This window comes from Mesorhizobium sp. RCAM 06353, from assembly GCF_059683585.1.
In genome coordinates this window covers 2,768,975-2,781,605 of sequence record NZ_CM185031.1, presented here as the reverse complement: position 1 = coordinate 2,781,605, position 12,631 = coordinate 2,768,975, and the positions used below count along the sequence as shown (strand labels likewise).

11 protein-coding genes are annotated in these 12,631 nt (G+C 62.0%); 9 read left to right on the top strand and 2 right to left on the bottom strand.

The features are described 5' to 3' along the window. Positions 1–5: 5 nt before the first annotated feature. Positions 6–902: a DMT family transporter gene (locus tag AC56QX_RS13130; protein WP_497116430.1), complete on the bottom strand. Its 897-nt coding sequence runs from the start codon at positions 900–902 to the stop codon at positions 6–8. 112 nt (positions 903–1,014) lie between these two features. On the opposite strand from AC56QX_RS13130, the gene AC56QX_RS13125 reads away from it, so the two are divergent. The 9 genes from AC56QX_RS13125 (at position 1,015) to AC56QX_RS13085 (ending at position 11,876) form a co-directional block, all read left to right on the top strand. Beyond that, entirely contained in the window at positions 1,015–1,872 is an 858-nt protein-coding gene (locus AC56QX_RS13125) for a LysR substrate-binding domain-containing protein (RefSeq protein ID WP_497116428.1), read from the top strand. Between the two features lie 114 nt (positions 1,873–1,986). Continuing rightward, the gene (locus AC56QX_RS13120; RefSeq protein WP_497116426.1) at positions 1,987–2,376 is read left to right on the top strand and encodes a c-type cytochrome; all 390 of its coding nucleotides are present in this window, start codon (positions 1,987–1,989) and stop codon (positions 2,374–2,376) included. 308 nt (positions 2,377–2,684) lie between these two features. Beyond that, entirely contained in the window at positions 2,685–3,773 is a 1,089-nt protein-coding gene (locus tag AC56QX_RS13115) for a hypothetical protein (protein WP_497116424.1), read from the top strand. A gap of 40 nt (positions 3,774–3,813) precedes the next feature. Then, positions 3,814–4,959 (top strand): hypothetical protein, encoded by a 1,146-nt coding sequence (locus tag AC56QX_RS13110; RefSeq protein ID WP_095201941.1) that lies wholly within the window; start codon positions 3,814–3,816, stop codon positions 4,957–4,959. A gap of 24 nt (positions 4,960–4,983) precedes the next feature. After that, positions 4,984–6,894, top strand: a complete 1,911-nt coding sequence (locus AC56QX_RS13105) for an AAA family ATPase (RefSeq protein ID WP_497116422.1) — start codon at positions 4,984–4,986, stop codon at positions 6,892–6,894. A gap of 69 nt (positions 6,895–6,963) precedes the next feature. After that, positions 6,964–7,374, top strand: a complete 411-nt coding sequence (locus tag AC56QX_RS13100) for an endonuclease domain-containing protein (protein WP_497116420.1) — start codon at positions 6,964–6,966, stop codon at positions 7,372–7,374. 67 nt (positions 7,375–7,441) lie between these two features. Next, a complete protein-coding gene (locus tag AC56QX_RS13095; protein ID WP_497116418.1) occupies positions 7,442–8,743 on the top strand; it encodes a DUF6638 family protein in 1,302 nt (433 codons plus the stop codon). A 14-nt stretch (positions 8,744–8,757) separates the two neighbouring features. Further along, positions 8,758–9,882: a DUF2333 family protein gene (locus AC56QX_RS13090; RefSeq protein WP_497116416.1), complete on the top strand. Its 1,125-nt coding sequence runs from the start codon at positions 8,758–8,760 to the stop codon at positions 9,880–9,882. 314 nt (positions 9,883–10,196) lie between these two features. After that, positions 10,197–11,876, top strand: coding sequence for a formate--tetrahydrofolate ligase (locus AC56QX_RS13085; RefSeq protein ID WP_497116415.1), 1,680 nt, complete (start codon positions 10,197–10,199; stop codon positions 11,874–11,876). A gap of 66 nt (positions 11,877–11,942) precedes the next feature. Here AC56QX_RS13085 and AC56QX_RS13080 read toward each other — a convergent pair whose 3' ends face one another. Further along, the gene (locus AC56QX_RS13080; protein WP_497116414.1) at positions 11,943–12,587 is read right to left on the bottom strand and encodes a cysteine hydrolase family protein; all 645 of its coding nucleotides are present in this window, start codon (positions 12,585–12,587) and stop codon (positions 11,943–11,945) included. Positions 12,588–12,631: the final 44 nt, after the last annotated feature.

The window sequence follows — 12,631 nt, the reverse complement described above, 5'->3', positions numbered from 1 at the left end:
CCGCGTCAGGCGGCCGAGACACGCCATAGCGGAAACCGCCAGCCCAGCCGGACACCAAGCGTCGCCATGGCGATCAGCACCATGCCGGCGGCTTGTGCCGGCCCGAGCGGATGGCCGTAGACCGCCCAGTCGATGACAATGGCAACGACCGGATAGATGAAGGTGATGATGCCGATCACCGGCGTCGTCAGGCGCGGAAAGGCCGAGTTCATCAGCACATAGGCAATGCCGGTGTGCAGCACACCGATGCTGACCAGCCAACCCCATGAATGCGCGGGAATAGGCTGGCCGATCCCGGCGAAAGGCGCGAGCATGACAATGCCAACGATCGTCTGGCAAAGCACGGTCACCTCCGCGCGCTGCTGGCCCAGGCCCTTGGCGAGGATCGTCGTCACCGCATAGAGCAGCGCGGCGACCAGCGTCAGCGCGATGCCCAGCGCCCATGCCGTGCTGGCCTGCGCATGCGAAACCACCAGCCCGCTGGCCAGCACGACGCCAAGGAACGCACCCAGCATCCACAGGATCTGGTCGAGCGAGATGCGCTCCTTGAGGAAGACCACGCCGATGATCACCACGAAGAACGGCTGGACGTGATAGACGATCGTCGTCGTGGCGATCGACGTCATGGCGAAGCCGGCGAAGAAGGCCGTCCAGCTCAGCACCATGCAGGCGCCAGCAAGTGCTGCCAGCGCGAGGCGGGTCGGGGACAGGGTGCGGTCTGGCAGATAGCCGCGTAGAAAGCACCAGGCGCCGAGGAACAAGGCGCCGAAGACGCAGCGCCAGAACACGATCGTCACGGGGTGAAGCCCCGCTTCCGTAACGAAGGCGCCAACCGTGCCGGCGATCGTCATCGCGAAGGCCAGGCTCGCGGCCGGAAAACGGGAAGTTGGTAGGTCCTTCATCTAAAATCCCTCGGGACCATGCCTCGGACGGGCGAGATCCATCTGGCCAGCAGGATGGGTTTCAAACAAGCGAATAGATTTGGACCTAGCTATTCGATATGCTGATAGCACCATGGCCGCTCCGCTTGACCTCAATCTGCTGAAAACCTTCGTCGCCGTTGTCGAAAGCGGCAGCCTGTCCAATGCGGCACCGCGGGTCGGCCGCAGCCAGTCGGCGGTCAGCATGCAGATGCAGCGGCTGGAAGAGATGGTCGGCAACCAGCTTCTGGTGCGGGGACCGAGAACGGTTACCCCCAATGCCACCGGCGAGGACTTTCTCATCTATGCGCGCCGGCTGCTGAAGCTGTCGGATGAGGCCTGGGCGAGCGTCACGCGGCCGAAGGAAACGGGCAGCGTGCGCCTTGGCGTACCGGACGACTATGCGGCCTTCCTGTTGCCGCCGGTCCTGTCACGCTTTGCCGAGGATCATCCGCTGGTGACGGTGGAACTGATCTGCGAACAATCGACCGCCCTGGTGAAAACCCTGGCGGAAGGGCGGCTCGATCTGGCGATCGTCACCCGCTTGCCGGAGCAGGCGCTCGAGGTGATCCGGCTCGAACGCTTCGTCTGGGTCGCCTCGCCAAACCATGTCGCCTGGCAGACCGATCCCTTGCCCGTCGCACTGTTCGAACCCGGCTGCGCCGCCAGGATGAATGTCCTGCAGGCGCTTGGCGAAGCCGACCGATCCTACCGCTGCACCTATTCCAGTGCCTCGCTGCTTGGCCTGATCGCGGTCGTGCAGGCCGGGCTTGCGGTCGCGGGTCTAGCTCAACGCAGCGTGCCGCCATCGCTGCGCATCGTCGGTGGAAATGAAGGGCTTCCCGCGCTGCCGGATCTCGAAATCGGCATTTTGCGCAACCCGCTTTCGACGACGCCGGCGGTCGATCGGCTGCATGATTTCCTGCGCCGCGACCTGGCGCAGCAGGCCTGAGATCCATCTTCCGATCGCAGGAGATTGGGCGGGCCTTGCCAATCCGCCACGATGCAGCGTTTGTTAAGGGCTCGGTCCTATAAGGCCGTCAGCCAGAGCTCTCCGGGGTCAGCCATGCTTCGAGCCGTTTCCTCAGCCGCCCTTCTCCTCCTTGCCACCCCCATTGCCGCCCACGCCGGCGGCGATCCCGTGCAGGGCAAGCACGTCTTCAACCGCTGTATCGCCTGCCATGAAGCGGCCAGCGACCGCGACAAGGTCGGCCCGCATCTGCTGGGTGTCGTCGGCCGCACCGCGGGTACAGCCGAGAGCTTCCTTGGCCATTATTCAGAGGCAATGAAGGGTGCCGGGGCGAACGGTCTCGTCTGGGACGAGGCAAATCTCGCCGAATATCTCAGGGCTCCCAAGCTCAAGGTTCCCGGCAACAAAATGGCTTTTGGCGGCCTGACCAATGACGACGACATCGCCAATGTCATCGCCTATCTGAAGGCCGATCCGAAGCCCTGAGTCGCAGCACGGCATCGGCTTCACCTGATTTGTTTTGCCTGCAACCGGTTCAATTCCCCGCTGAATTCAGCATATCCGCGCTGGCGGCGGCCGATTGCTTTGGCGGCATGAAAGTTCAATAACAGTTGAACTAGTCCGGACTGACCGGCTAATCAGCCCATGACCCCACCTTCATTGTCTTTCAAGGCCTTGGCGGATTCTTTTGTTTTCACGCCGCCTCTATCTTCACGTCTTTCAATCCCCGGATGCCCCACATATATTCGCCGCTGTTCGCAACCAGCGATCGGAAGCCGAAGCGGGAGGCCCCTATGGCGACATTGCAGAATTTCGATGCCGAAATTGCCAAGACCAAGCAGGTCGTCCAGGACATGCGCACCAAAATCGAGCAGTCCGGCACCGTGCTCGACACGCTCGCCACCGCGGACAAGAAAATCGGCGACGCCAATTTCGACATGGAGAATGCCCGCATCGAGGATGTGCTGAAGCAGCAGAAGGTGATGGAAGGCAACATTGCCGACCTGATTATCGGCCTTGAGGACGCCACCAACGTCTTCGGCGCCGAGTTCGAGAGCATGAAGAACTACACCGGCTGGGAAAACTTCGTCGGCGTCTTCTCCAGCCAGCGCAAGCAGCGCCTGCGCACCGATCGCGTCCGCAACATGTCGCTGGCCGGCAATCTGCAGGAACTGCTGGCCAAGTCCGACACCATCGTCGGCATCCTCAAGGCGCAGAAAGAAGTCCTCGACCAGCGCTACAAGACCTCCGAGGCCAGCCTGTCGCAGGTGATCGAGCGCCGCAAGACCACCATGACCAACCTCGAAGCCGTGCAGAAGCGCATCGAGGAGCTCAACCCGATGCTGCTCGACATCGAGAACAAGATCGCCGCCTCGACCAGCCAGAAGGACCGCACGCAGCTCGAGGGCGAGCGCTCCCAGCTCGCCACCGAATACAACGAGAAGCAGGCCAAGGAGCAGGAGCTGCTGGCCGAAAGCCAGACGCTGGAGCGCTACACCTCAATGTTCCAGACCTTCGTCGATTCGCTCAACAACCAGATCGCCGCGCAGTCGACGCTGATCAACAAGCTGACCATCGATACCGAGCAGCGCATCGTGCTCTACAAGGCGCTGGAAGATTCCTTGAAGACCGCCGCCCAGCAGGACGTCGCCCACAAGATCAACACGCTGGGCAGCCAGGTCGACAACACGGCGGAAGAAACCATGGCCGGCATTGGCGCGGCTTCGCAAAAGCACATTGGCGACCTGCTCGAAATGCATGAGAAGAACATGGTCGCCAGTGCCGACATCCAGCGCCGCAAGAAGCTGGCCGACGATGCCTTCGCCCGCCGCTTCGACGAGGTGCTGAAGAAGCACAATTCGGCCAACTACGTGCAGTCATAATTGCCGCGCGCACCAGTGCGACAATCCCAGGGCTGACAGCATGACCCCCGAAAACGACGCGGCGGCGCGGTATTTCTCGGCAATCACGGCCGCGCTCAGCGGCCTTGAAGTGTTCATGCGCGACGACCGCTCGCCGCTCTACCGGCATGGCATCGTCGCCAAGATCGTTGCCGAATACATCGCCCGGCTCGACAAGTCCTTCTCCTGCTGGCGCAACCGGCTGGGCTTCATGGACACGTTCCGCATTTCGCGCGCCGAAAGCGGCTTTCCGGTGTTCCAGAACCTGCTCGAACTGGAAAACGACCGGCGCCAGGCGGACAGCCGGCTCGCCAACATCCCGCTGGCCGGCGAGCTGCGCGAGGAGATGGCCGACTTCATCCTGCGCCACAAGGAATTCCCCGAGGCGCTGCAGAAGTCGATGGCCGAGCGGCTCTATCTCGAGGACGTCAAGAGCGAGCAGACTTTTGGGCCGTTCACTTTGGCGCAGACCGCCAAGGTCTCGGTCAATCCCAAGACGGCGCGGCCCTACTATCTCGTCCATTGGGCGACCTTCGACGGCAGCGCCAACCTGCCCCTGGTCTACATGGTGACGGTGGAGGATTCCTCGGAAAGCATGATCCGCCAACTCGTCGACAGCAACGGCAAGCTCAACGACAAGGTCGACATTCCACTGCCGGTCGACGGCCTGCTCAATCCCGAGCTTGCGCACCGTTTCGACGATTTCACCGAAAAGAACTCCGCCTACACGCTGTCGCCGGCGACCATCGCCGTCAACCTCGACAAGGATTTCGAGCCGCTGCATCCCAAGCAATTGCGCCGTGTCGTGCTCGGCCCTTTCTATTCGGCCGGCATTACCGACAACAATTCGACGGTGACCGAAGTGCTGGCCAAGGTGCGCAAGCCCGAAAACGCATGGCTGCTGACCTGGACCATTCAGGAGGTCTATTCCAAGGGTGAGAAGCCCGGCCGCAAGGGGCTGTTTTCCAGCGAGAAGACGACGCAGGAATTCTTCATCAACACCGATGACCTGGAAGCCGCGCGCCAGGGCGTGTCGAGCTACGAGAACCACGCGCTGATCCCGCACGAGGCCTACCAGGCGCTCTACGCCGCCGGCGAAGCCCAGAAGATCTTTGGCGGCTACAAGGTTCATATCCTGTCCAACGGGCAGGTCATCTCAGACGTCTGACCGTAACACCACGGAGCACACTTCATGGACACCGGCCTGACCACCATCCCGGAAGCGGCGATCGAGAAGCATCGCGCCACCGCGCAGAGTTTTATCACCCGCATCGTCGTGCTGGAGGATCCCTCACGCGAATCCGGCACGGCCTTGGCCGGCACCAACCGCCGCTTCGTCTCCACCGTTTCGGTCGGCTCGGTGCGCCGCACCCGCGAGGTCGAGTTGACGAAGACCGTCGGCGCCGTCCACCCCGACGACCAATTGCTCACCATACCGCAGCACACGCTTTTGTTCCGTGCCCGGCGCGGCACGGCGATTGCGCTTGCCGTATCGGATGTCTTCGCCGAAGGCTCGGACCTCGAAAGCCTGCAGGCGAAAAACACCCGCGCCCCGCTTGAAGGCGACGAAGCCTCCGCCTTCAAGAAACTCCTCTCGGCCTCGGCCTATATCTCGGCCTTCAGCCTCGCTTCCTATCTGTTCCAGCTGATCGACAGCGATGGCGAGGCGCCCAACGACACGCCAGAGCCGGATTTCCTCTTCGACACGCCGCAGGACGCGGTGAAGTCGATCCTCGCCGGCCTCGACAAGGCGGTAGCAGGCTCGAAGGACGATGGAGACCTGATGATCAGGGCGCGCGCCTTCGCCCGCGTCGCCATCGATGGGCTGCTGGCCAGAAAAGGCCGATTCGATGGTATCGGCCCGTTCGAGAACGCCCATATCCGCATCGATGCCGACGATTTCACCCTCGACGGGTTCGACGTGGCGCCGGGCAAGCGCTCCAAGCCGCTGGTGATGACCTTCAAGAAGCCGGAAGAGGTCGTCGGCAACCACATCGCCAAATACCAGTCGGTCAAGCTCGCCAAGATGCTGATGGCCTATGATTTCGAGCGCGAACTGAACCCGTTCGTCGAGCTCGGCGGCTTCCTGTTCACCTTCATCGGCGACGGCGCTCCCGGCACCGGCAAGACGACGCTGATCCAGATGATCGCCGGTCTGGTCAACGGCTACTGCCAGGTCGCCGGCTATCCCTTCGCCTACGAGAATTTCGGCGTCGACCAGATCTCGTCCTATCAGGGCAAGTCGGGCCAGAACTGCCGCCAGTTCATCAACAATGTGCTCAATCCCCGCGTCATCGGCTTCGGCACCATCGACGACATCGACCAGGTCGCAGCGCGCCGCTCCGACGACCGCGCCTCGGCCGGCCAGCAGGAAATCACCGGCGTCCTGATGGATGCCTTCGCCGGTGCTTCCACCGTGGTGCGCGGCAACTGCTCGTTCGGCATGTTTTCCAACTATCCCGAAAATGTCGACGACGCGCTGCGCCAGCGCGCCGGCGCCCGCTGGCTGGTCGACGGACCGCAGACCCGCGACGACTACATCGACATCTTCGTGCTGCTCGCCGGCAAGAACCACGAGATCCCTCTAGGCAAGCACGAGCTCTACGCCGCGCAGGAGATTCAGCGCGCCGTGACCGAGGCCTATGAGGAGCATGAGAAGCCGCAGGAAGACGGGCTGATGAAGGTCTATGAGCGCTACATGAAGGAGAATGGCGCCCCCAAGACCATGGCCGATATCGGCACCTATCTGCACCTGATCAAGGATGCCGAACCGCGCTTCACCGGCCGCGCCATCAAGAACGTCACCGACGCCATCAAGATGCGCGCCATGGACATCGAGCTTCCCGACGACTGGTTCGAGAAACCGGAAGCCTTCATGCACAAGGGCTATGACGAGAAGAAAGCGATGATCGAGGAACTGCGCGGCCCGTTTTCGATGGACATGGTCATGCAGGAGATCAACCGCTACGCCGATTCCGAGTTCCGCTATTCCGACAAATCCGACGACGCCGCGGTGGAAAAGCTTCTGCGCGATGCGCGCCTGCGTGAGAGGGCCGCGCGCGAGATGGAGGAGATGAAGAAGAAGGGCAGTTGGAATGCGTGAGCCTGGCGCCTCTTCCTTCTCCCCGTTCACGGGGAGAAGGTGCCCGAAGGGCGGATGAGGGGCAGCGCTGTGCGTGGTGGAAACGAGCCGAAGGTGGGGAGAGCCCGCGAGCTCCGAAAAGTCGAGAATGAAGCCGAGGAGAGGCTGTGGCATGAATTGCGTGGAAGGCGACTGAACGGCCACAAATTTATTCGCCAGCTACCGATCGGTCCATACTTCGCTGACTTCGCCTGCCGTGAGGCCAATCTGGTTGTGGAAGTCGATGGAAGCCAGCATGCAAATCGGTCCCACGATCGATACAGGGATGAGACCATGAACAGGAACGGCTGGTCGGTGTTGAGGGTTTGGCACGCCGACGTTTTGACAAGTCGTAAGAGCGCGCTGGATACGATCGTTGCCGCTCTGGATGGTCGATTGGATCGCAAGATGATTGGTACCGACGTGAAGTTTTTGCCCTCTTCGATGTCAGGGGAAAGATAATGAGCGTCTGCGCCGCCCCTCATCCGCCCTTCGGGCACCTTCTCCCCGTGAACGGGGAGAAGGCAAAATGAGCGCCAAAAAACCCGACCTTCTGCGCGACAACGAACTCATCTATGGCCGGCTGCTGACCGTCGACGAGCCGCATCTGATCGATCGCTACAACAAGGCGCTGGCCGCGTTCGGCAAGAAGCCGACCAAGCTGAAAAGTTTCCAGATCGACCGCACCGGTTTCTCGCCCGAAGTGGCCGAGGAATGCGGCGACTACGATTATCTCGACCCTGACGAGGTCAATCGCCGCTTCATCATCCTGACGCCGTCGCAGATCGACCTGCCGGTGGTGCACACCGCCTTTTCCAACACCTCGCTGCTGATGTTCGAGTTCATGTCCAAGAACCAGCGCGCCATCGACGCGTTGACCATCAAGGACGTCATCTACGGCGAGATCGAGGATTCCGTTCCCAAGGTCAACGACATCGAGGACCTGCTGTCGATCAACCAGGTCGAGTTCAAGGTGCTGTCGGCGGAGGATGTGCTGGGCAAGGCCGCCGAACTCGGCAAGCTCGTCGACCGGCTGAAACAGGAGCCCGACGCCTGGCGCGACAATGCCATGCTGACCCGCATGGTGGAGCTGGCGAGGGTCTGCGGCGATATCAGGGAGAACGCGCTGGTGCCCGACCAGGTGATCTTCCGCCACAATGCTTACTGGACCAGCCATTTCGGCGGGCTCTACGTGTTCGTCGATCCCGACATGACGACGGTGATCAGCGATCCGGCTGCACCTGGCTTCCGCCGCTCGCGGCCATGGCAGGTGAGCTACCTCTCGATCAACGACGCCGACAAGGTGTTCAAGTTCCTGGCCTCCACCGGCCGCATCGAATTGCCGCGTGCCTCCTGGGTCGAAGCCTCCGGCTATCTCGAACACCGGGCCGAGATGGTGGTGCGCGCGCTGATCCGCGACGCCGAGCCGGACCGTAATTTGACCGATGTCGACAAGGTCTGGCTGCAGACATGGATCCAAAGCCATGCCGACCTGATCACCAGGGACGGCAATTTCCCCTTCCTCAACGCCGCCAAGCGCGAGATCGCCCAGCTTGGGCACCTCAAGATCGACGATGTCTTCCCGCAGCAGCGCTTCCTGGTGATCCGGGCCAAGCCGGACCATCCCGACGCCTGGCTGACCAACCGGCTGATCTCGGATTTCGTGCCGTCGGACTTCGTCTCGCGTTACATCTTCAACAAGGACGGCTTCTACGAGGACTATGACGGCTTCAGCGACGCCTGGCGATCGCATGTTGTGGACGTTCTGAAAACCACATATTTGAAGGACAAGGTGGCGTTTCGCACACGCCTCTACGGCCTGACTGACTGAGGGGTGACACAGCCATGCTCGATCCGATCGTGAATTTTTTCACCCAGATATTCCAATGGATCGGCCGAGGTATCGGCTTTGTCATTGGCCTTATCCTATGGCCGTTCCTATGGGCCGGACGCTGGTACACGCAGCGCGGCTGGATCCTGAAGGCCGTGGTTGGCCTCGCCGTGCTGGTGCTGATCGGCCTCTATGCCAATTTCTTCTATGCCACGCAGTGGTGGAACAAGTTCAACCCGAACTACCCTGACACCTACACGTTCGAGAAGCGCAATGTCTCCGCCGGCGAACAGGTCGCCGCCGGTGCCGGCACCGACACGGCAAAGACTTGCGGCAACTCCGGCATCGCCCAGGTGGCGGCCGACTTGACCGATTTCAACGTCAACCAGAATGCCTGGATCTCGTCGATGATCCTCTACAAGCTCGGCCTGTTCGGCATCGACTGGGACGACACGCCGTGGATGGACAACAAGGCCTCGTTCCAGCGTGGCATCAACCAAGCTGTGCGGCGCACGGCGACCGAGCTCGCCGACAATCTCGGCCGCGTGCGCACGACCTCGCAGATCGATGCCGATCTGCAGGATGCGCGCGGCAATCTGCAGTTCGACGAATACACCTGGTATTTCGGCGTCAGCCCGTTCGGTCCGAAGACACCGACGCCGAGCTACTATCGTGACGCGGTGCGCAAGCTGCGCTCCTTCAACGCACGGCTGGCCACCTGCCAGGCCACTTTCGATGCCCGCGCCGACAATCTGAAGCAGTATATCGACCGCATCGCGTCGGACATCGGTTCGACCTCCGCCATCCTCAAGGAGCGTGCCGAGAACCACAACAATGGCTGGTTCGACACCCGCGCCGACGACCGCTACTGGTTCGCCTACGGCCAGCTCTACGCCTATTACGGCCTGATGAAGGGCGCCCAGGCCGACTTCGAGGACGTCATCAAGGAAAAGCACCTGCAGAGCCTGTGGGACACGATGGACGCGCAATTCGTCTCGGCGCTGCGCATCCAGCCCTTCATCATCGCCAATGGCCGCGAGGACGGCTGGCTCTTGCCGACGCATCTGACGACGATGGGCTTCTACATCCTGCGCGTGCGCTCCAACATGGTCGAAATCAGCAACGTGCTGACGCAGTAGCACGGTCCAGCTGCAATCCAGCGATGGCAAATTTGCGCCGTCGCCTCTGTCGCATTCCGTGCATTGTGCGGCTGTTTTGAGACGGCGGAAGCGCCCTTGCTCTGGCTTCTATACGGCGCGGCAAGCGGAGCCAGAAAGAACCGAGGACAGGTCGGCCGGCCGCAGAGGAATTTTCTCTATAGGAAACATAGTTGCATGCAAGTTGACGCCACGGCAGCGACAGGGTTAGAACATGCCCGCGCGCCCGGTGCCAACATGCCTGCGAGTGAGATCAAACCCGTCCCCTCCACCGTTCAATCCAGAGGAAAGCCGTCATGGCCGAAGTGAAGTCCGACATCGAGATCGCGCGCGGCGCCAAGAAAAAGCAGATCCAGGAGATCGGCCAGAAGATCGGCATTCCGACCGAACATCTGCTGCCCTATGGCCATGACAAGGCCAAAATATCAGCCGAATTCATCAAATCGGTGAAGGGCAACAAGGACGGCAAGCTGATCCTGGTCACCGCCATCAACCCGACTCCGGCAGGCGAAGGCAAGACCACCACCACCGTCGGCCTCGGCGATGGCCTGAACCGCATCGGCAAGAAGGCGATCGTCTGCATCCGCGAGGCTTCGCTTGGCCCGAATTTCGGCGTCAAGGGCGGTGCCGCCGGCGGCGGCTACGCGCAGGTCGTGCCGATGGAGGACATGAACCTCCATTTCACCGGCGACTTCCACGCCATCACCACCGCGCACAACCTTTTGTCGGCGCTGATCGACAACCACATCTACTGGGGCAATGAGCTCGGTATCGACACCCGCCGCGTTGTCTGGCGCCGCGTCATGGACATGAACGACCGGGCGCTGCGCGAAATCATCTGCTCGCTCGGCGGCGTCGCCAACGGTTTCCCGCGCGAAGCCGGTTTCGACATCACCGTCGCTTCGGAAGTCATGGCTATCCTGTGCCTGTCGAACGACCTGAAGGATCTGGAAAGGCGCCTCGGCGACATCATTGTCGCCTACCGCCGCGACAAGTCGCCGGTCTATGCCCGCGACCTCAAGGCAGACGGCGCCATGGCCGTGCTCTTGAAGGACGCCATGCAGCCCAACCTCGTGCAGACGCTGGAGAACAACCCGGCCTTCGTCCATGGCGGCCCGTTCGCCAACATCGCGCATGGCTGCAACTCTGTCGTCGCCACGACGACGGCGCTGAAGCTCGCCGACTATGTCGTCACCGAAGCCGGCTTTGGTGCTGATCTCGGCGCCGAAAAATTCTTCGACATCAAGTGCCGCAAGGCGGGCCTCAAGCCGGCAGCCGCCGTCATCGTCGCCACCGTGCGCGCCATGAAGATGAATGGCGGCGTCAAGAAGGAAGACCTCGGCAAGGAAAACGTCGAGGCGGTGAAGAAGGGCTGCGCCAACCTTGGCCGCCACATCGAGAACATCCGCCAGTTCGGCGTGCCGGCGGTGGTTGCCATCAACCACTTCTATTCCGACACCGACGCCGAAATCCAGGCGATGAAGGACTACGTCGCCTCGATGGGCGAAGAGGCGATCCTGTGCAAGCACTGGGCCAAGGGCTCGGCCGGCATCGAGGAACTCGCCAACAAGGTGGTGGCATTGGCCGAATCCGGCGCCTCGCAGTTCGCGCCGCTCTATCCCGATGCCATGCCGCTGTTCGAGAAGATCAACACCATCGTCCAGCGCATCTATCGCGGCTCGGAAGCGATCGCCGACAAGTCGGTGCGCGACCAGCTCAAGGCCTGGGAAGACGCCGGCTACGGCAATCTGCCGGTCTGCATGGCCAAGACCCAGTATTCCTTCTCGACCGACCCGAACCTGCGCGGCGCGCCGACCGGCCACACCGTGCCGGTGCGTGAGGTCAGGCTCTCGGCGGGTGCCGGCTTCGTCGTCATCATCTGCGGCGAGGTCATGACCATGCCCGGCCTGCCCAAGGCGCCGTCCTCGGAAAAGATCTTCCTCAACGAGATGGGCCAGATCGAAGGCCTGTTCTAAGATCCTTCAGTTCCCAAAAGCGAAGGGCGCCGCAGCGATGCGGCGCCCTTTCTGTTTCCAGGGACTCTAAGCCGCGTTGCGCGCCAGCGCCCGCTGATTGGACGCGTAGATCGTGTCGCGCTCCGGCAAGGCGCCGGTCTTCAGGCATTCCGCCCATTCGGCGGTCTTCAGCACCGCGGCGAAGCGCGACTGCAGGATAACAGTCACCACCCGGTGGATCTCCTCGGCCGAGGCGTAGCCGGCGCTGTTGGCGTAAGGCACCGAGCCAGTGGCATCGGACAGGAACTCAACCGCAAAGCCCATATGCACGGCGTGGATGATGGTCGACAGGTCGCAATTGTGCGTCATGTAGCCGACGACCGTGAGCGTATCAATGGCGTTGGCGCGCAGCCACGCCTCGAGGTCGGTGCCGGTGAAGGCGGAGGGCAGCATCTTCTCGACATAGTGGTCGCGATTGCGCCCGGCGATCTCTGGATGCAGCTCGCCGCCGTGACTGCCCTTGGCGAAGATCGGCGACGTCTCGGGCGCCATCTGCTTGATGACAACCACCTTGATGCCGGCGGCCGCCGCGGCATCCATGGCGCGTGCCACATTGACGACGCTGTCGCGGAACGGCGGATGCTGGATGGCCAGATTGCCGCCATCATAGTCGTTCTGGACATCGACGACGATCAGCGCGCGGCGCGGCGTGGTGTTGGCTGGGTCAGACATAGTGTTTTCCTTTCCGGCTTGACTGCGATGGGCCGAAGATAGGC